At 71.4% G+C, this 19,793-nt stretch carries 13 protein-coding genes and 5 pseudogenes; 13 read left to right on the forward strand and 5 right to left on the reverse strand.

Annotated elements, in window-relative coordinates:
• Positions 1–250: 250 nt before the first annotated feature.
• Positions 251–1,237: an NAD-dependent epimerase/dehydratase family protein gene (locus WJ438_RS38535; protein WP_406729255.1), complete on the reverse strand. Its 987-nt coding sequence runs from the start codon at positions 1,235–1,237 to the stop codon at positions 251–253.
• Positions 1,238–1,984: 747 nt separating this feature from the next.
• Between WJ438_RS38535 and WJ438_RS38540 the strand changes: the two are divergent.
• From WJ438_RS38540 to WJ438_RS38550, 3 pseudogenes are all read left to right on the forward strand, one after another.
• A pseudogene (locus tag WJ438_RS38540) lies at positions 1,985–2,350 on the forward strand (transposase); the annotation flags it as partial.
• Positions 2,351–2,498: 148 nt separating this feature from the next.
• Positions 2,499–3,023 (forward strand): annotated as a pseudogene (locus WJ438_RS38545) (PA14 domain-containing protein); the annotation flags it as partial.
• A 63-nt stretch (positions 3,024–3,086) separates the two neighbouring features.
• A pseudogene (locus WJ438_RS38550) lies at positions 3,087–4,350 on the forward strand (IS701 family transposase).
• Positions 4,351–4,470: 120 nt separating this feature from the next.
• Here WJ438_RS38550 and WJ438_RS38555 read toward each other — a convergent pair.
• Positions 4,471–5,676, reverse strand: a complete 1,206-nt coding sequence (locus WJ438_RS38555; RefSeq protein ID WP_406729256.1) for an erythromycin esterase family protein — start codon at positions 5,674–5,676, stop codon at positions 4,471–4,473.
• Positions 5,677–5,734: 58 nt separating this feature from the next.
• On the opposite strand from WJ438_RS38555, the gene WJ438_RS38560 reads away from it, so the two are divergent.
• The 6 genes and pseudogenes from WJ438_RS38560 to WJ438_RS38585 all read left to right on the forward strand — a co-directional run bounded on the left by WJ438_RS38560 (position 5,735) and on the right by WJ438_RS38585 (position 11,621).
• The gene (locus WJ438_RS38560) at positions 5,735–6,487 is read left to right on the forward strand and encodes a TioE family transcriptional regulator (protein ID WP_406729257.1); all 753 of its coding nucleotides are present in this window, start codon (positions 5,735–5,737) and stop codon (positions 6,485–6,487) included.
• Positions 6,488–6,720: 233 nt separating this feature from the next.
• Positions 6,721–7,502, forward strand: a pseudogene (locus WJ438_RS38565) (ABC transporter ATP-binding protein).
• Positions 7,499–8,302 (forward strand): ABC transporter ATP-binding protein, encoded by an 804-nt coding sequence (locus WJ438_RS38570; RefSeq protein WP_406729258.1) that lies wholly within the window; start codon positions 7,499–7,501, stop codon positions 8,300–8,302. Before WJ438_RS38565 ends, WJ438_RS38570 begins: the two are co-directional and overlap by 4 nt.
• Positions 8,299–9,195 carry a branched-chain amino acid ABC transporter permease gene (locus tag WJ438_RS38575; RefSeq protein WP_406729259.1) on the forward strand — a complete coding sequence of 299 codons (897 nt, stop codon included), beginning with the start codon at positions 8,299–8,301 and terminating at the stop codon, positions 9,193–9,195. Before WJ438_RS38570 ends, WJ438_RS38575 begins: the two co-directional genes overlap by 4 nt.
• Positions 9,188–10,339 carry a branched-chain amino acid ABC transporter permease gene (locus WJ438_RS38580; RefSeq protein ID WP_406729260.1) on the forward strand — a complete coding sequence of 384 codons (1,152 nt, stop codon included), beginning with the start codon at positions 9,188–9,190 and terminating at the stop codon, positions 10,337–10,339. The genes WJ438_RS38575 and WJ438_RS38580 overlap by 8 nt, the downstream gene beginning before the upstream one ends.
• A pseudogene (locus WJ438_RS38585) lies at positions 10,336–11,621 on the forward strand (ABC transporter substrate-binding protein). Before WJ438_RS38580 ends, WJ438_RS38585 begins: the two are co-directional and overlap by 4 nt.
• A 118-nt stretch (positions 11,622–11,739) precedes the next feature.
• Here WJ438_RS38585 and mgrA read toward each other — a convergent pair.
• A complete protein-coding gene (gene mgrA / locus WJ438_RS38590) occupies positions 11,740–12,783 on the reverse strand; it encodes an L-glyceraldehyde 3-phosphate reductase (protein ID WP_406729261.1) in 1,044 nt (347 codons plus the stop codon).
• A gap of 245 nt (positions 12,784–13,028) precedes the next feature.
• Between mgrA and WJ438_RS38595 the strand changes: the two genes are divergently transcribed.
• Positions 13,029–13,613, forward strand: a complete 585-nt coding sequence (locus WJ438_RS38595; protein ID WP_406729262.1) for a snapalysin family zinc-dependent metalloprotease — start codon at positions 13,029–13,031, stop codon at positions 13,611–13,613.
• A 275-nt stretch (positions 13,614–13,888) separates the two neighbouring features.
• Here the strand turns inward: WJ438_RS38595 and WJ438_RS38600 are convergent, their stop codons facing one another.
• Both WJ438_RS38600 and WJ438_RS38605 read right to left on the reverse strand, forming a co-directional pair.
• Positions 13,889–15,058, reverse strand: coding sequence for an alpha-lytic protease prodomain-containing protein (locus WJ438_RS38600; RefSeq protein ID WP_406729263.1), 1,170 nt, complete (start codon positions 15,056–15,058; stop codon positions 13,889–13,891).
• 128 nt (positions 15,059–15,186) lie between these two features.
• Positions 15,187–16,065 (reverse strand): hypothetical protein, encoded by an 879-nt coding sequence (locus WJ438_RS38605; RefSeq protein ID WP_406729264.1) that lies wholly within the window; start codon positions 16,063–16,065, stop codon positions 15,187–15,189.
• A 298-nt stretch (positions 16,066–16,363) separates the two neighbouring features.
• On the opposite strand from WJ438_RS38605, the gene WJ438_RS38610 reads away from it, so the two are divergent.
• From WJ438_RS38610 to WJ438_RS38620, 3 genes are all read left to right on the forward strand, one after another.
• Positions 16,364–17,014 carry an HD domain-containing protein gene (locus tag WJ438_RS38610; protein WP_406729265.1) on the forward strand — a complete coding sequence of 217 codons (651 nt, stop codon included), beginning with the start codon at positions 16,364–16,366 and terminating at the stop codon, positions 17,012–17,014.
• Positions 17,015–17,109: 95 nt separating this feature from the next.
• Positions 17,110–18,105 carry a GlxA family transcriptional regulator gene (locus WJ438_RS38615; RefSeq protein ID WP_406729266.1) on the forward strand — a complete coding sequence of 332 codons (996 nt, stop codon included), beginning with the start codon at positions 17,110–17,112 and terminating at the stop codon, positions 18,103–18,105.
• A gap of 485 nt (positions 18,106–18,590) precedes the next feature.
• On the forward strand, positions 18,591–19,790 hold the full coding sequence (locus WJ438_RS38620; protein ID WP_406729267.1) for an RNA-guided endonuclease InsQ/TnpB family protein: 1,200 nt from the start codon (positions 18,591–18,593) through the stop codon (positions 19,788–19,790).
• Positions 19,791–19,793 lie beyond the last annotated feature (3 nt).

Genomic DNA, 19,793 nt, shown 5'->3' on the forward strand with positions numbered 1-19,793 from the left:
GCCCGCTGACCTGCGCGAACATCAGCACCTAGAGAAACGCCTCTCAGGTGCTCTCACCCATGTCCGCCCAGGTCACACCCCAGATTCGCGTCTCCAGGCCGCGGAATTACGCGGAACCCAGGTCGAAGGTTGAGCCGTACGCCGCGATCCGGCACGACCACCGAGCCGACATGACGATGCGGGAGACCGCAGCAGGCACCAGGCCGCGACAGCACCAAGGTGCGGTGCACACAGCAGCGGCCCGAAGCCGTCAGCCCAGAGCATCGAGCAACTCTCGCTCGCGTTGGGCGCTGAGACCGGCCCGTCTTGTCCGGTCCAGACCCTGTTCGCGTTCCCAGAGCAGCGTGTCGGCCAGCATCTCCGCCCGGGGCCGATGACGCAGCCCCGCGGCGCGCGCCGCAGAGCCGTTGCGGGCCGACCATCCTTCCCAGCCCGGCGCGACCAGCCACATCGGCAGCGACTCGGGCCCCATGTACTGGGCCACCCCGTGCGCGAGCAGCCATGCCGAGTCGGCGGTGATCACCGGACCGGTGTGCCCGCCAATGGCGCGGCACAACTCGATCCATTCTCCGAACGGAACGACCGGACCGACAGCGTTGTAGGTACCGATGCTTCCCGTCTCCGCGGCGTCGAGCAGCCAGGCGGTGAGGTCCCGCACATCGACCACCTGGGTCGGCATGGTCGGTGTGTCGGGAACCAGCAGCGGCCCTTGCGGATCGCGGGCGGCACGGGCCACCCAGTAGCCGGAGCGTCCACTGTGATCGCCCGGGCCGCCGATGAGACCGGCGCGCGCGATGAGCAGGCGGTCGCCCACGGCGGCCGTGGACGTCTGCTCGCAGGCAACCTTCGCCTCACCGTACAATGCGCGGTCGACCTCGCTGCGGTCGGTGGGAGCAAGGAGGGCCGCGGACTCGTCCGCGTCCGGCGTGGCATGGGAGGCGTAGGCGTTGCCGGAGGAGACATAGACCCAGTGCCCGGCCTGGCCGCCCAGTGCGTTGAGCGCCGCACCAACGAAGCCCGGCTGCCATGACACCTCGATGACCGCATCCCATTCCCGGTCGAGCAGCGGCGCGTACGCCGAAGGATCACTTCGGTCGGCGGCCACCAGCACCGCTCCGTTTGCGACTTCTCCGCTTTCGCCGCGGGCGAGGCACGTCACCCGATGACCGCGCTCGATCGCCTGCCGCGACAGCTCCCGGCCCACCCACGCCGTCCCGCCCAGAACCAAGATCTCCATCCCGACACCCAAGCACCGCGAACGCCGAACACCCAGGCGGGTTCGCCGACAGCGGACCCGATGCCGTCAACCGATCGCCGCAGCCCGCACGCAGCGCATCGGGCAAACGCCAAGCAGCCGCAGCCGACCGTCCCCGCGCTCGCGGCCCCGGAGTGCCGTCATTCTCCATGAACATCGGCACGCGCTCGGATCGCCCAGCGCCTCCCCGACCGGTGGACAAATGCTGCTGTGAGCAGTGCACGAAGCCAACTGCGTGAGCTCGGCGTGGAGTGGGCGTAGCCGCCCTGTCATCGGTACTCTCCCCGGGCTCTCGTAGCCGACGCCGGCTGGTGCTGTCTCGCGAATGCCGGAACCGACGGTCAGGGGTGGGCAGCGTGGGAGAACGGACGCTAGGGGCCGCAGAATGCCGGCCCTGTCGGCCGGCCGCTGGGGGAGGCGGACGTGGGGCAGATCGAGCAGGGGCTGGAGCACGCGTTGCGCACCCGGCCCGTTCCCTCAAGCAGCGAGGCCCGTCTGCGGTTTCTGCTGGCGACGCACCAGGGTTCCACCCGGAGGGTGGCCGCCGTGCTGGGTGCGCCGCACTGGAAGCTCCGGACGCGGCCGGGCCTGCTACAGCTGCCCGGCACACCCTGCGTCTGCCAGGCCCGCCGAATCCAGCACCTGACCGAAGAGATCGGCGACCTGAACCAGCGGATAGCCGAGGCCGTCAAGGCAAGTTCGCCCGGTCTGCTCGACGTACGCGGCGTCGGCCCGGACAGCGCCGCGGCCCTGCTCATCGCCGCAGGTGACAACCCTGAACGCCTCACCGGCGAGGCGTCGTTCGCGGCCTTGTGCGGCACCAGCCCGGTCGAAGCGTCCTCCGGCAAGACCCAGCGCCGCAGGCTCAACCGCGGCGGCGACCGCCAGGCCAACGCCGCCCTCTACCGGATCGTCCTCAGCCGCCTGCGCTGGGACGACCGCACCCGGAACTACCTGCAGCGACGCCTTGCCGAGGGCAAGACGCGCCGAGAAGTCATCCGCTGCCTCAAGCGCTACATCGCACGGGAGGTCTACCGGCTCCTCGCCACTCCGAGCCCCGCAGCCAGCCGCGCACGTGCCGCAACCGCTACTTGACATCCATAGGGGCATCAGTGCCTCTCCGTTCAATGGCAGCGAGTCCCGTAACGGTGTCCTGCCTGGGTATCGGCGTACAACCAAGCGCGTTCCTCACGTGTCATGATCGGCGGCGAAGTCCCGCCGCCGATCACGACCGGAGGAACGTATGACCCGACCCAGAGGCACAACTGTCGCCATCGCCAGCGGCGTCGTGCTCGCCACCACGGGCGGCCTGCTCACCGCGGCCACTCCCGCCTCTGCCGCCGTGACCTGCGCGTCTCCCGTCTTCAAGCGGACGTTCTACGCGAACACCACCTTCTCCGGGACTCCCAAGCGCACGGACTGCGACTCTGTGATCAACGAGAACTGGGGCATCCGCGCACCCGGCTACAAGGGCATGCCCGCCAACAACTTCGGCGTCCGCTGGTCCGTGACCCGTGACTTCGGCTCCGGTGGCCCCTTCACGTTCACCGCCTCCTCCCGCGACGGCATCCGCGTCTACCTCGACGGCGTCCGCAAGTTCGACATGTGGAAGGACGTGTCCAAGACCGTCTCCAAGACCGTCAACGTGACTATCCCGAAGGGCAAGCACAGCCTCCGCGTCGACTTCGTCAACTGGAAGGGCGCGGCCAACGTCAAGTTCGCCTACACACCTCGTACTTCGGTGGCCGTCGACAAGGTCAAGCCCCTAGTAGGGCTTTGTTAGGTACCCCGATTGTTCGTGCGTAGGTAGTGTTGTGATCTTCTTTCGGGTGTGACACCGGAGGAGATGGAGACGGTCCGCCCGCGCCTGGAGGCGTTCGCGGCCGAGATGCTGGGCTCGCTGCCGCGGCGGGACCAGCGGGCCAAGGGTGAGCTGTACCTGCGTGGGCTGATGCTGGACGGCAAGCGCAAGTCGATGCAGCCGATGGCCGAACGCCTGGGCGTGGACCACCAGCAACTCCAGCAGTTCGTCTCCTCCTCCACCTGGGACTGGGTCAAGGTCCGTGAGCGGATGGCCCGTTGGGCCGCCGCCCACATCTCGCCGGAGGCGTACGCCATCGAACGACGTGGGCTTCCCCAAGGACGGCTACGACTCCCCGGGGGTGGCCCGGATGTACTGCGGCGCGCTGGGCAAGCGCGGCAACTGCCAGATCGGCGTCAGCGTCAACCTGGTGTCCGACCGCGCCTCGGCGGCCGTCGACTGGCGCCTGTTCCTGCCCGAGAGCTGGGACGACGCCCAGCACGCCGGCGATGTGCTGCTGGCGGAGGCGATCCGGCACCGACGTGCCAGGGCCGGCATCCCCGAGGCCGAGCGGCACCGGGAGAAGTGGCGCCTGGCCCTGGACATGCTCGACGAAGTGCGCGGGGACTGGGAACTGCCGGACCTGCCGGTCGTCGCCGACGCGGGATACGGGGATGCCACCGGCTTTCGCGAGGGGCTGACCGAGCGCGGCCTGGCCTACGCCGTGGCGGTCAAGGGCACCACCACCGCTTACCCGGGTGACGCGGTCCCCGAGCGCCCGCCGTACTCCGGTCGGGGTCGCCCACCCGTCCCGACCTACCCCCAGCCGCACACCACCTTGCGCCAACTCGCCCTGGATGCAGGAAGGTCGGTGGTGCGGACGGTGACCTGGCGCCAGGGCAGCAGGGTCGGCAAGCACAACCCCCGCGCCGAGATGCGCTCGCGCTTCCTGGCGCTGCGGGTCCGCCCCGCCAACCGCACCATCCGCCGCTTCGCCGACGGCTCCCTGCCCGAGTGCTGGCTGCTGGCCGAGTGGCCACCGGGCTCCGCCGAGCCCACCGACTACTGGCTGTCCACCCTGCCTGCCGACACCCCGCTGCGTGACCTGGTCCGGATCGCCAAGATCCGCTGGAGAGTTGAGCACGACTACCGCGAGCTCAAGGACGGCCTGGGCCTGGACCACTTCGAGGGCCGCAACTACTCCGGCTGGCACCGGCACACCACCCTCGCCTCCCTCGCCCAGGCGTTCTGTACCCTGCTGCGACTCGACCCAAAAGTCCCTGCGCCGGCCTGACCCTGTACGCGGTCCTCCGCGAACTCCAGGCCCTCCTGGCCACCTGGGCCGGCGCCTGCTCGATATGCGGCCGGCCCGCACCGACACCAGAACCACACCACAGGACCTAACAAAGCCCTACTAGCCCTGCGGGACGTCCTTGACGAACACCACCCCGTCGATCTCGGTCAGGTGGGCCGGGTCGAGCGGCATGTAGCCGAACCAGGGGGACTCCCGGGGGACGGGCGGCCGGTCGCCGAGGAGACCGGCCAACCGGGTGCCGTCGACGACGCAGCGGTCCTCCGGGAGCGCGTACAGGAGTCCTTCGACGGTGTCCGCCGGCGGGGTGTCCACTCCCCGGTGTCGGATCGTGCCGAGGGCCGTGGCCAGGAAGGCGTACTCCTCGTCCAGGCGGGCACTCACGAGCGCGCCGGCGCTCCACCACTTCAGCAGCGGCTGATCCCACATGCGCATCGTGCTCTTGTCCCGCTGGAGATGGCTGTTGTGGGCGAAGACCAGGGTCGGGCCCCGTTCGGCGAGGGCGAGGAGGTTGTCGGCCATCATCCGGTCCCGCTGGCCCAGCAGCCGTGTCATGCGGCCCGGTGAGGTGCCGGCCAGCCAGTAGTGGTAGCGCAGCAGGCCGGTGGCGGTGCGCCCGTACAGGCGCGCCCGGTCCCAGTCGTCCCGCGAGGTCGCCGCGATCAGGTGCGGCGTCTCGGCGTCGAGCAGCGCCACCAGGTCGTCGGCGAGCAGCAGCAGCTCCCCGGCCTCTGCCGACTGCCCCACGGACCGGGCCGGGTCCATCATGACGGCGGGATGGGTCCACCGGTCGTCGGCGCCGAGCAGGCGGTCCAGCGTTTCCGCGGTGCAGGGCAGCAGATCCGGGGCGACCCGGGCGGCGAGGTAGCCGTGGAGCGCGGTGAGGGCCTGCCGGGGGCTCGCGGCGCCGGTGATCTCCAGCGGACCGTCGAGACCGGCGAAGCGGAGCCGCTCGGACACGGGCCGGCCGTCGTTGTACTCCCGCATCCAACGCACGAGTGCGCGGTTGGCCGCGGACGCGCCGAACCCGTGACTGAATCCGCGCTCCATGACCTCGTCGAGGGTGCCCGTGCCCGAGGTGACGTAGTCGTCCACGACCAGGCCCATCAGACAGTCGCTCTCAATCGCGACGGTCCGGTAGCCCTCCTGCTCGACGAGCTGCCGGAAGACGTCGTTGCGCAGGTCGAGCAGAGTGTCCTCGCCATGTGTGGGCTCGCCGAGGGCGAGCACCCGCGGCCGAGCCCCGAGCAGCTCCATGACGGCGGCGGCGTCGACGGCGTGGGCGGTGTCCTTGATGTCAGTAGGCATGCCATCAACGCTATCGTTGAACTTCCAGTGGAAACCTTCCCGCGATATCGTCGGGTTCGTGGGACGAAACCTTCAAAGCGGGGAACGACTCAGGCCGATCGACCTGGCACGCGGGCACGGTCTGTCCACGCAGGCCGTCCGGAACTACGAGGAGGCCGGCATCCTCCCGCCCGCCGGCCGCACGCCCCATGGCTACCGCACCTATACCCCGCTGCACGCGCGTGCCCTGCGCGCCTTCCTCGCCCTGGTACCCGGCCACGGCCACGCGGCGGCGGGATCGATCATGCGGGCCGTGAACCGGGGCGCGGTCGATGAGGCGCTGCGGATCGTCGACGAGAGCCACGCCCAACTGCTCGACGACCGGCGGACACTGCAGGCGGTGGAGAGCGCCCTCGGCGACCTGGCACCCCCCATGGCGGCCGAACCCGACACGGCGGCCGAACCCGATACGGCGGTGCCCGGGACCGGCGGACGGTTCATCGGGCCGCTGGCGGGGGAGCTCGGCATCCGGCCCGCGACGCTGCGCAAGTGGGAGCGGGCCGGGCTGGTGAGCCCGCGCCGCGACCCGGTGACGGGATACCGCGTCTACGAGGAGGCCGACGTACGGGACGCCCGGCTGACCCACCAACTCAGGCGGGGCGGCTACCTGCTGGAGCAGATCGCCCCGCTCATCGCGCAGGTGCGGTCGGCCGGCGGGCCGGAGCCGCTGGAGGCCGCACTGCACGACTGGCACGGTCGGCTGTCCGCCCGCGGGCGGACCATGCTGACCGGGGCCGCCGAGCTGGAGGCCTACCTCCGCGCGCGCGGCTGAGCCCCCGGCCGTCGGCCCTCGACCCCGGGCAACCGTATCCAGCCGCGGGCCCACGGCTTCGGACAGCCGCGCACCCCTGCCCTGGGCAGCCGCACAACCCACGGCCACCCCCGTTGGGACGTCGCAGCGGGCGGGGCCCGGGACCTGTACCGCCTGCCCGCGCCCGTGCTGTCGTGAGCTCCCCTTCCCGCCGAAGCCGTCGCCGCCGTGCGGTACGGCCCCGAGGAGCCGTGATGCCCGAAGCACCACCCGACGACCGGCCCGCGCTGTGCGTCGAGCACGTCGACGTGACGTACGGGCGAGCCCTGTCCGCCCTCCGCTCCGTGTCCCTGACCGTGCCGCACGGCGGCGTCGTCACCCTGCTCGGCGCCAACGGCGCGGGCAAGACGACCCTGCTGCGCGCCGTGTCCGGCACGCTGCGCCTGCACCGTGGCACGATCACGGCCGGCCGTATCCGCTGTGGCGACACCGTCCTCGACGGCAAGGACCCGGTGACGGCGGTACGCGCCGGGGTCGTCCAAGTCCCCGAGGGACGGCGGGTGTTCGCCGGGCTCACAGTCGACGAGAACCTTCGCAGCGGTGGTCTGGGACTCGGCAGGCGCGGCCGGAAACAGGTCCACGAGGCTCGGGAGCGTGTGTTCGCGCTCTTCCCCGGCTCGCCGAGCGCACCCAGCAGGCCGCGGGCCTGCTGTCCGGGGGCGAGCAGCAGATGCTCGCCATCGGCCGCGCCCTGATGGCCGCCCCCCGGCTGCTGCTCCTCGACGAGCCCTCCCTCGGCCTGGCACCGCAGATGGTGTACCGGATCGCCGAGGTGATCCGCGAGATCAACACCCAGGGCACCGCCGTGCTCCTGGTCGAACAGAACGCGGGCATGGCACTCTCCCTCGCCGATCACGCCCATGTCCTCGAGGTCGGCGAGACCCGCCTGTCCGGCCCCGCCGACGAACTCGCCCGCACCGACGCCGTACGCCGCCTCTACCTGGGCGAGGCGGCCGAGGACCAGGGGGCCGCGTGAACGACCGCACCACCACCGCGCCCCCCGTGCTCAACGTACGGGGCGTCACCGTGCGCTTCGCCGGAATCACCGCACTCGACGCGGTCTCCTTCACCGTCGAACCCGGCTCGGTGCACGCGCTCATCGGCCCCAACGGCGCCGGCAAGTCGACCTGCTTCAACGTACTGTCCGGCCTGTGCCGTCCGGCCGCCGGCACGGTCGGGCTCGGCGACACCGAGCTGACCCGGCTCGCCCCGCACCGCATCGCCGCGCTCGGCGTGGCCCGCACCTTCCAGAACATCGTCACGACCCACGGCACGGTCGCCGACAACCTGATGCTCGGCCGCCACGCCCTGTCCCGCGCCGGCTTCGCCGCCGGCGCGCTGCGCCTGCCACGGGCCGTGCGTGAACAGCGCGAGCACCTCGTCCGGGCCCGCGAGATCGCCGAACTGACCGGTCTCGGCGCCCACTTCGACAGCCCTGTGGCACTACTGCCGTACGGCGACCGCAAGCGTGTGGAACTCGCCCGCGCTCTCTGCCTGGAGCCACGCGTGCTCCTGCTCGACGAACCGGTGGCGGGCATGAACTCCGCCGAACGCGCCCGCACGGCCGAGGTCGTGGGCGAACTGCGGTCCGAACTCGGCCTCTCCGTCGTCCTGGTGGAGCACGACATGGGACTGGTCATGCGTCTCGCCGACGACGTCACCGTGCTCGACTTCGGCCGTCCCATCGCCCACGGCACTCCCGACGAGGTCCGCCAGGACCCCGAGGTGCTGCGCGCCTACCTCGGCACCGACACACAGGGGGAGGACGCGGCATGACCGGGTTGCTGGACAGCATCCTCGGCGGCATCGCGCTCGGCGCGGTCTACGCGCTGGTCGCCCTCGGCTTCGTCGTCATCTTCAAGGCGTCCGGCGTCCTCAACTTCGCCCACGGCTCCCTGCTCCTGTTCGGCGGGTACCTCACCGCCGTCCTGCACGACGACCTCGGCTTCGCCGGCGCACTGGCGCTGGCGGTCCTCACCACCGCGGCCCTCGCGGGCGCACTCGACCGGTTCCTGCTGCAACGCGGCGGACAGGACGCGCACTCCGCCCATGTGCAGACCATCGTCACCATCGGCGTCGACATCGTCCTGCTGACCGACCTGGCCCGGCGCATCGGCGGCGACCTGCTGTCGCTGGGCAACCCGTGGGGCGACGCGGTGACCGACCTGGGGCCGGTGACCGTCGCCGACAGCCGGCTCGCGGCGATCGTGGTGTCCGCGGTGGTCATCGGCGCCGTGTTCGCGCTCTTCCGGTTCACCTCGTGGGGGCTGTCCCTGCGGGCGGCGGCGGAGGACCTGGAGGCCGCCGCCCTGATGGGCGTACGGCTCAGCCGGGTGCGGGCAGGCGCCTGGTGCCTGGCGGGCGCGCTCGCCGCGCTGGCCGCGGTGTTTCTCGCCGCGTTCCCGGCACCGGGCCTGGAGCGCACCACCGGCCAGATCGCCCTCAACGCGTTCCCGGCCGCGATCCTCGGCGGGCTGGCCTCCCCGACCGGCGCCCTCGCGGGCAGCCTGCTCATCGGACTGACCGAGGCGCTGGTCGTCGGCCACCAGTCCGACCTGCACGTCCTCGGTGAGGGCTTCGGCGACGTCGCCCCGTACGCCGTGATGCTGCTGGTGCTTCTGGTACGGCCCACCGGACTGCTCGGCGCGAAGGGAGCGGCCCGTGTCTGACCGCCTCCTCGGAGTCCTGACCCGCCGCCCGGCCCGGATCCTGCTCCTCGCCGCCGTCCTGTGCCTCCCGCCGTTCTACCTGGACGCCTTCTGGCTCCGCATCGGCCTGTTCTCCATGGCGGCGGCCATCGGCGCCGTCGGCCTCGCCCTGCTCACCGGAACGGCGGGACAACTCTCCCTCGGCCACGCCTTCTTCCTCGCCGTCGGCGCCTACGGCTACGCCTATCTGGCGGGCGAGCCCGGACCGGGACTGCCCCCGGCCCTCGCCGCACTCCTCGCCGTGGCGCTCACCGGAGCGGCGGGCGGGCTGTTCAGCCCCGTCGCCGCCCGGGTGAAGGGCATCTACCTGGGCATCGCCACCCTCGCCCTGGTCTTCCTCGGTCACCATGTGCTGCTGACCGCCGACTCCGTCACCGGCGGATTCAACGGCCGCTCCGTGCCCCCGCTCACCCTCGGCGGCTTCACCTTCGGGGAAAGCGACCCCGAACTGACCATGCTCGGGGTGCCGTTCGGTGCCGAGGAGCGGCTGTGGTTCCTGGGCCTGGCGCTGTTCGCGTTCACCTGGTTCACCGCCCGCGGCCTGCTGCGCGGACGTCCCGGGCGGGCACTGGCCGCCCTGCGCGACAGCGAGACCGCGGCGGCGGTGATGGGCGTCGACGTCGCCCGCCACCGCTCGGCGGCCTTCGTGGTGTCGTCCATGTACGCGGGCCTGGCGGGCGTGCTCCTCGCACTCTCCTTCCGCCGGGTCGTCCCGGACTACTTCTCCCTGGTCCTCTCCGTCGACTACCTCGCCATGATCGTCATCGGCGGGCTCGGCTCCGTCGCCGGAGCCACCGCGGGCGCCGTGTTCGTCACCGCGCTCCCGCTGCTGATGACCCGCTACGCCGACCAGCTCCCGCTGGTGGCCGCCCCCGGCTCGGGCGAGGGCTCCGTGGGTCCCACCGAGGCCGCCCGTTATCTCTACGGCGCCGCGATCGTCCTCGTCCTGCTGTACGCGCCCGACGGGCTGCACGGCCTGGCCCGCCGGGTCCGCGACCGCGTACGACGCAGCCGCCCCCGTGCCCCCGCCACGGACCCGGCCGACCCAGTCCCTTCACCACCGCAACCGGCCGCAGCCGCACGATCCAAGGAGCACACCCCGTGAACACCACGCATCACCGGCCCCGCGACCGGCGCCGCACCGCCCCCGCCGCGCTCGCCGGCACTCTCGTCCTGCTGCTCGCGGCCACCGGATGCAGCTCCAAGGCGGACGACGGCAACGGGGGCGGCGACGCCGCCGGCGGCGTCGCCGCCGGCCCGGCGTCAGCGCCGAGACCATCAGGCTGGGCGCACTCACCGACCTGACCGGCCCCTACGCCACACTCGGCAAGAGCATCGTGCAGGCCCAGCAGATGTGGGCCGACGAGACCAACGCCGACGGCGGCATCTGCGACCGCAAGGTGGAGATCGTCGTCAAGGACCACGGCTACGACGTGCAGAAGGCGGTCACCGCCTACGCCGACATCGCCCCGGACGTCGTCGCCCTGCCGCAGGTCATCGGTTCGCCGGTCGTCGCCGCCCTGCTCGACGACATCGAGCGCGACCGGATGCTCACCTTCCCGCAGGCCTGGGCGGCCTCCCTGCTCGGCAGGGACGCCATCCAGGTCCTCGGCACCACCTACGACGTCGACATGATCGCCGCGGTCGACTTCCTCACCCGCACCAAGGGGCTGAAGAAGGGCGACACCATCGGCCACGTCTACTTCGAGGGCGACTACGGCGCCAACGCGCTGGAAGGCTCCACCTGGGCGGCGAAGCAGGCCGGGCTGAAGGTGGCCGGCCAGAAGATCCAGGCCACGGACACCGACCTGTCCGCTCAGGTCTCGGCCCTGCGCAAGGAGGGCGTGAAGGCCGTCCTGATCAGCGCGGGACCCGCCCAGACGGCCTCTCTCGTGGGCGTCGCCGCCTCCCGCGGCCTGCGCGTCCCCGTCGTCAGCAGCGCGCCGGGCTATGCGCCCCAGCTGATGGAGACCCCCGCCGCGCCGGCGCTGGCGGCCATGCTGCACATCGTGAGCGCCGCGCCCGCCGTCAGCTCCGAACTGCCGGGCGTCGAACGCATGGTGGCGTCGTACAAGAAGAAGTACCCGGACTCGCCGGTCGACTCCGGGGTGCTGTCCGGCTACAACGCCGCGCAGCTCATGGGCGCCGACCTGAAGGCGGCCTGCGAGGCGGGCGGCCTCAGCCGCGAGGACGTGGTCAAGGCGCACCGCTCCCAGAAGAACGCCGACACAGGCCTCGGCACCGCGCAGAACTTCTCCGAGGCCGACCGTCCGGCGAGCGTCGAGACGTATGTGCTGAAGCCCGACGCGGAGGCGGTCGGCAGCGTGGTGAACGCCGAGGAAGCGCACCCGGCCCCGGGCGTCGAAAAGTACCTTTCTTCGCGTTAGGTGCGCCGGACACCCGGATGGCCCCGGCGGTTCCCGGGAGGGAGGCGCCGGGGCCGCTGGGAACGGCCCCGACCGACTGGTCCTGCGCGAGTACGACCCGGTGGCCCGCCGCTGTGGCTCAGCCCATGTTGCCGAGGCGGGCCTCGCGCCACAGGTCGACGCCGCCGTCGGTGGCGTACTTGTCGATCTCGGCCAGCTCCTCGCCGCTGAAGTCCAGGTTCTCCAGCGCGGCGACGTTCTGCTCCAGCTGCTCGGTGCGGGACGCGCCGATGACCAGCGAGGTGACACGCCGGTCCCGCAGGGCCCAGGCCAGCGCCATCTGGGCGAGCGTCTGCCCGCGGCGGGCCGCGATGTCGTTGAGGGCGCGCAGCCGGTGCAGCATGTCGTCCGTCAGCCATGCGGCGTCGAACGACTTGCCCTGCGTCGCCCGCGAGCCCTCCGGAACGCCGTCGAGATACCGCCCGGTCAGCAGGCCCTGCGCCAGCGCGGTGAACCCGATGATTCCGAAGCCCTCCTCCTGGGCCACGTCCAGCAGCCCTTCCGTCTCGATCCAGCGGTTCAGCATGCTGTACGACGGTTGGTGGATCAGCAGCGGAGTTCCCAGGTCCCGCAGGATGGCGACCGCCTGCCGGGTGCGCTCGGCGTCGTAGGAGGAGATGCCGACGTACAGGGCCTTGCCCTGGCGGACCGCGGTGTCGAGCGCGCCCATGGTCTCCTCGAGGGGAGTGGTGGCGTCGAGCCGGTGGGAGTAGAAGATGTCCACGTAGTCCAGGCCCATGCGCTCCAGCGACTGGTCCAGGGAGGCGAGCATGTACTTGCGCGAGCCGCCGCCCTGGCCGTAGGGGCCCGGCCACATGTCCCAGCCGGCCTTGGTGGAGATCACCAGCTCGTCCCGGTAAGGGGCCAGGTCCTGCTTCATCAGCCGGCCGAAGTTGATCTCCGCGGCCCCGTAGGGCGGACCGTAGTTGTTCGCCAGGTCGTGGTGGGTGATGCCGAGATCGAAGGCGCGCAGGGCGATCTCGCGCTGGGTCTCGAAGGCCCGGTCGTCGCCGAAGTTGTGCCAGTAGCCCAGGGACAGCAGGGGGAGGTCGAGTCCCGAACGCCCGGTGCGCCGGTAGCGCATGGTGCCGTTGTAGCGCTCGGGATTGCTGACGTGGTTCATCGGGTGTTCTCCGGGTGCGATTCAAGGATGTTCCGTGGGACGTGGGAACCCTGCCCACACTGCCTCCGCGTGATCCGGAAGTCCAACCGATCCTTCCCGCAGGACTCAGCGATACGGCTTCTGAATCGTGGGGGATCGTTGTCGGACAGGCGGGGGCCGATTGACGGATTGCCGCCCTCGCCCGACGGGCAGGGAGACCCTGACTGTCATGAACACGACTACCTTTCCCCACGAGGAGGTCGACCATGCGCATCCGTACGCTGACCGGAAGCCTGGCCGCGGTTCTGGTGATGTCCTTCCCCCTGTTGTCGAGCGGTCAGGCCGTGGCCGCCCCGCCCGGCGTGCCCGAGCCGTCCCTGGCCGCCCGCGTGCTCACCTACGACGCGAGCGGCTCCGCGGAGTTCGGGTCCGCCGTCGACCGGGGCGCGGCGGTCTGGAACGAGAGCGTCGACGCCGTGGAACTCCGCCCGGCCGTGTCCGGGCAGCGCGCCGACATCCGGGTCCTGGCGGACAACGGCTGGCCCCGCGCCCTGCCCGCCACCCTGGGCAACGGCACCGTCTACATCGGACGCCAGGCCGTGAACCAGGGGTACGACACGATCCGCATCTCGGCCCACGAGCTCGGGCACATCCTGGGCCTGCCGGACCGCAAGCCAGGCCCCTGTTCCAGCCTGATGTCCGGCTCCAGCGCGGGAACCGCGTGCACCAACCGTTACCCGAACGCGGCGGAGAAGATGGAGGTCGAGAAAAACTTCGCGGGCGCCCTCTCCGGCGCGGGCGAGACGGAACAGGCGGGCTCGGTGCCGCGAGCCGTGCTGATCAGGGACTGACCGGCGGCGTCGCCGCACCCACCGGACCACCACCCGTGCTGCTCACCCGCCCGATGTGACCGACCGAGGCGGTTGTGGTTATGATTGACGCACGTCAAGGCGCCGGAACCTCCGGAGCCCGCCCGTGCGTTGGTGGTCCAAGGAAAGACGCCCCGCTTCCTGCGGGGAGATGCAGGTGCAAGGCCTGCCCAGCGCTCCACCGCAAGCCCGGTTCCCGAACACATCGTTCGGGAACCGGGCTTGCGTCGTTGGCGCTACGTGCCGTTGGGGGTCGGTCAGGCCGTGTGCAGGGTCAGGCCGTAGCGGCCCAGGATCTCGTTGATCGGCTGGAACCAGGTCTCGCCGCCGGAGGAGCAGTTGCCCCAGCCGCCGGAGGTGACGCCCTGCGCCTGGTCACCGCTGATGAACGAACCGCCCGAGTCGCCGGGTTCGGCGCAGACGCTCGTCTTCGTCATCTGATGCACCGCGCCCTGGCTGTAGTTGACGGTCTCATTCTTGGCCAGGACCCTGCCGCAGTGCCAGTGGGTCGTCGAGCCGGAGCGGCAGATCGAGGCGCCGACGGGAGCCTCGTTCGAGCCGCGCACCAGCTGGTCGGAGACCGTGCCCCAGCCAAGCACCACCGGAACCGTCCACCAGCCGCTGCCCACGTTGACCCACGCGTAGTCGTTGCCCGGGAACGAGGAACCCTGGAAGTTGCCGATGTGCGAGCCGTCCCAGCCCCGCACCTGGCCGCCCACGCCACCGCAGTGCCCGGCGGTCACGAAGCCGCCGTGCACCGAGAAGCCGATGGAACAACGGACGTTGCCGGTGTAGTAGGGGTCACCGCCCACCGTCCCCGCGGCGAAGGTCTCCGCGGCGGCCTCCACGGTGCGCACGGTGACCGGTCCGGCCTCGCGGGCCTCGGAGAGGAACCGTCGGACATCGTTGTCGGCCCGTTCGCCCTCGACGACGTTCACGACCACCGTGTTGGCGGTCGGATCGACGGACCAACTGCTCACGCCCGAAGGCGCGTCGAGGCGGTCCAGCCGCGACTTGGCCGCGTCGAGCTGCCGTGCGCTGTGCTCGACGACGCGGACGGTCGCGCCGGAGGACCGAAGGTCACGGACCGTCGACGCATCCGCGTCCGACGTGACCGCGACGGTCAGTTTCTCGCTCTTCGCGTCGAACCAGGCGCCGCTGTAGGCGGATCCGGCGGCCTGGGCGGCCTCGGGTGCGAGGTCGGTGGCCCGTCGTTCGGCGGCCAGCCGCCTCTCGGCCTGGGCGGGGGACAGGCCGAAGTCCCGCTGCATCGCCTGCAACAGGGCGTCGGAGGCCGGCGCGGAGTCGGTTGAGGTGGCGGAGTCGGAGGTGTCACTCGCCGAGGCGGGCAGGGTGCCGGCCGCGGTCCAGCTGCCGATCATGAGGAGGGCGGCCACGCAGGCATGCGTGAATCTGGTGCGTCTCATGGGAAGTTGCCCTTCGTCGTTCCAGCAAGGTGGGGGTGGAACAACCGCATCTGAGAGCGCTCTCATCAGAGTCGAGCAGAGCTTAGCGGGCCCGGACTATCAGGTCCATGCCAATGCAGGAAATCCGGTCAGTCTGAGCGGGTGCCGCCGTCCGGTGATCCTCGCACGCGCGATCCCAGCCGCTCTGCCTCCCGTGTGGCCCCTCCTCGCCTCACGTTCGGCCGGGAGAGCGCGTTCCCGGCCGTCCGGTGCCGCCCCTCCGCCGCCCGCTGCTCCTGCTCGGCCCGCTCCCACCCCTCGCGCGCGTCACGGAGTTCCTGCTCGGCGGCCGCCTCGCCCGCCGCCCGCGCCTGGGCGAGCCGTTCCTGCCGCTCCCCGCGCCGCTCGGCGAGTTCGTCCGTCTTCCGCGCCCGGACCGACGGCGTTGTCGACGGCGCGCGATCCGGTGTCCGGGGCGTCCGGGGGGATCGGCTCGCAGGGTGGTCCGCCGTGGCCGTGTCCGAGGGGAACCCCGACGGCGGGCTGAGCGCGCTCTCCAGCCGCCCCGCCGCCCACCGGCCGGCCGCGTCCGGATCGGCGAGCACGGCGCGCAGCGTCGTCTCGAGGTCCCGCTGGACCGCGTCCGACAGCGGGTACCCGGTGTCCCTCGCCAGAGCCGCGGCATGCCGGGACAGCTCCGGGACGATGCGCCGCCGCTGGGCGGACAACTCCGTCAGCCCACTGGGATCCGGCGTGGCGGAGGCCTCGCGCAGCGCTCGCCCCGGCTCCAGGAACCGCTGTGCCTCCTCGGGCCGAGAGCGCAGGAGCAGGCTGGCGGCCCCTGCGGCGAGGGTGGCCCGGTGGGCGGCGTGGAAGCGCCGGGTGGCGCCGGGCCGCTCCGTCGTCCGGGCGACGGCGGCCAGTTCTTCGCGTCGGGGGACGAAGTCGGACGGCGGCAGCGCGTAGAGCTCGTCGAGCACCACCTCCGCCTCGTACTCCCCGACGTCCCGCTCGCCATTGCGCCCCATGAGGCCCGGACTCCCTCGAGAGGGGAGACCTCGCACGGGACCTCGCACACCGGCGCGGAGCGATCGGCCAGGGCCTGATCCACACCACAGGACCCGAGTCCCGAGAGGAGCCGGCGATGTCCTGATCCGAGGGTGTCATGTCCTGAAGGACGGGCGCAGTAAGGTCTTGTTTGGGGTTGGGTGGTCCGCATGGCCTCCTTCTCGCGACCGCCCTGACCGCCCCGACCACCCCGACCGTTCCGAATCACTCGGCGGCCCCCGGCCGGCCCGCCCGCCCGCACCACCCTGGAGTCCAGCCATGACCGACACCCCGACCACCGCCCTCGCCGGCGTCACCCTGCCCGACAGCCGGCTCGTCCGCGAAGCCACCGAACTCGTCCGGGAGGCGACCAACGACACCGTCTACCACCACTCCCGCCGCGTCTACTTCTTCGGCACCCTGCGCGGACAGAGCCGCGGTCTGCAGGCTGACCCCGAACTGCTCTACGTCGGCGCGATGTTCCACGACCTGGGCCTGACCGAGCGGCACCGCGACAGCCGGCAGCGGTTCGAGATCGACGGCGCCGACGAGGCCCGGGACTTCCTACGCCGCCACGGAATCGCCGACGACGCCGCCCATCTGGTGTGGGAGGGGATCGCCCTGCACACCACACCGGAGATCCCCTGGCACATGGCTCCCGAAGTCGCCCTGGTGACCGCGGGTGTCGAAGCCGACGTGCTGGGCATCGGCCGCGACGAGATCCCCGCCCCGGCGCTCGCCGAGGTCGTGGCCGCGCACCCCCGCCCCGACTTCAAGCGGAACATCCTCAAGGAGTTCACGCAGGGCATCGCGCACCGCCCGGAGACCACCTTCGGCAACGTCAAGGCCGACGTGCTGGAGCGCTATGTGCCCGGATACGTGCGCCAGAACTTCGTCGACGTCATCCTGGACTCCGACTGGCCCGAGTGACCGATTCCCGGTTTCCCGCACCTCCCGCCCGCACCGAGAGCCGCACACCAGGACCGGCGGCGGCTCTCGGCGGGATCCACCCGCCCGAGGACCCCATGCCGAGCCCCTCCTCCCACACGGTCGCCGTCCTGCTGTACGAGGGTGTGCAGTTGCTGGACGTCGCCGGACCGCTGGACGCCTTCTCCGCCGCCAACGAGTACGGCGGCGGATACGACCTGCGGGCCGCCTCGCTGAACGGCGCGGCCGTCCGCACCAGCTCCGGCGTCCTGCTGGGCGCCGACTGCTCCGTGGACGGCCTGCCCGGGGAACTGGGCACGCTGATCGTGCCCGGAGCGCCGGACTGGCGGCCCTCGGTCCTGGACCGCGACCTGCGGCAGGCCCTCACGGAACTCGCCACCGGTGCCCGCCGCACCGCCGCCGTGTGCGCCGGCGCTTTCCCACTGGCCTCGACCGGCCTGCTGAACGGCCGCAGGGCCGCCACCCACTGGGAGCTGGCCCCGCACCTCGCCGACCGCTTCCCCAGGGTCCAGGTCGACGCGGACTCGATCTTCGTCCGCGACGGCACCTTCTACACCTCGGCCGGGGTCACCTCCGGCATCGATCTCACCCTCGCGCTGATCGAGGAGGACCTGGGCGCCGACGCGGCCCGTGCCGTCGCCCGGCACCTGGTGGTCTTCCTCGCCCGGCCGGGCGGGCAGTCCCAGTTCAGCGTCCGCGCCCGGGTCCGCCAGCCCGGCACCCCGGCGCTGCGCACCGTGCTGGACCTCGTCACCGAGAATCCGGCGGCCGAGCACACCCTCGACTCCCTCGCCCGCCAGGTCGGGCTCAGCCCTCGGCACCTCACCCGACTCTTCCGGGCCGAGACCGACACCTCGCCCGCGCGGTTCGTGGAGCAGGTACGTCTGGAAGCGGCCTGCACCTTGCTGGTGACCGGGGCCGACCCACTGGACGCTGTCGCCCGGCACGCCGGATTCGGCAGCCCGGAGACCATGCGCCGCGTCTTCCAACGCGAACTCGGCGTCACCCCCGGCACCTACCGCACCCGCTTCAGCACCACCGCGGGCTCGGCCCACCACGTACCGAACGCCTGAGGCACAGACCCGGCGCTTGCCCGCTGCCGGAGGGGAAGCGGGAACGCCCGCTGACATCGGGCGGCGTGACCGGTGATGCGGCGGAGCGCCAGGGGCACCGTACTCGAGGAGGGCTGCACACTCGTCGGCTTCTTTCCACACCACAGTCAAGAGCCCGTTGAAACAGGGCAGCGCCATCGGCCTCGGAGTGTCGGGCAGTCAGGGCGCCGTGGTGCCCGGTGCCGGGCGGGGCCGCGTACCGGCTGAGCCGCGAACCGGCCCGGGCCGCCCGCTTCGTAGGCGAGAGGGCCCCTCGCGTACACCGAGGCCAGTACTCGGGGCTACTCCAGATGTGGGACGTCCGCAGCGTCCGGCCCGGGCGCTGCGGGGCAGGTGGAACTCACTCAGGGCGGAGAAGCCGAATCCGGGATCGTCCAGCTCCAGGCTGAGGAGGAACTTCCAGCCACTCGCACCAGGTCACAATCTGATGGTCTGTCCTGTGAGACGTGACGTCCCCTCATGTGAAGCGGGTGTTCAAATACCGCTTCCCTCCGACCGAAGCGCAGGCAGCGGAGCTGTCGCGTACGTTCGGCTGTGTGCGGAAGGTCTACAACCTGGCCTTGGCGGCGCGTACGGAGGCGTGGACACTGCGGTCCGAGCGGGTCAACTACCACGCCACCTCGGCGATGCCGACCGCGTGGAAGAAGACCGAGGAACTTGCCTACCTCAACGACGTCTCGTCCGTTCCCCTGCAGCAGGCCCTGCGTCATCTGCAGACCGCCTTCACCAATTTCTTCGGCAAGCGGGCGAAGTATCCGCGATTCAAGAGCCGGAAGAAGTCCCGCAGATCGGCGGAGTACACCACCAGCGCGTTCCGCTTCCGGGACGGGAATCTGACGCCGGCGAAGGTGGCCGACCCGTTGGACATCGTGTGGTCCCGTCCCCTGCCGGAGGGTGCCACGCCGTCGACGGTGATCGCGTCCCAGGATCCGGCCGGCCGCTGGTTTGTGTCCCTGCCGTGCGAGGACCCAGCCGTTGTCCCGCTCCCCGCCATCGATGCGGCGGTCGGCGTGGACGCCGGACTGGACCACCTGCTGGCCCTGTCCACCGGCGAGAAGATTGCCAACCCGCGGCACGAGCGACGCGACCGCACCCGCCTCGCCAAGGCCCGGCGGGAGCTGTCCCGCGAGGCAAAGGGGGACGGCGCGAACCGGGCCAAGGCCCGCCGGAAGGTCGCCCGTATCCACGCCCGGATCGCCGACCGCCGGCGTGACCACCTGCACAAGCTCACCACTCGGCTCGTTCGTGAGAACCAAACGATCGTGAGCGAGGACCTCACCGTGCGCAACCTGCTGAAGAACGGCAGGCTCGCCCGTGCCATCTCCGATGCGGCGTGGCGAGAGTTCCGCAGCATGCTGGAGTACAAGGCACAGTGGTACGGCCGCGAAGTGATCGTGGTTGACCGCTGGTTCCCCTCCTCCAAGCTGTGCTCGGCCTGCGGACGACTGCAGGAGAAGATGCCGCTGCACGTCCGCACCTGGACGTACGCCTGCGGTGTCACCCACGACCGTGACGTGAACGCGGCGCGGAACACTTTGGCCGCCGGGCTGGCGGTGTCGGCCTGTGGAGCCGGTGTAAGACCTCAACGGAGCACTCCGGGCGGGCAGCCGACGATGAAGCAGGAACTCCTACGGCGCGAGCCGTAGGAC

Source organism: Streptomyces sp. GD-15H (assembly GCF_045291515.1).
In the GTDB taxonomy this organism is placed as follows: Bacteria; Actinomycetota; Actinomycetes; order Streptomycetales; family Streptomycetaceae; genus Streptomyces.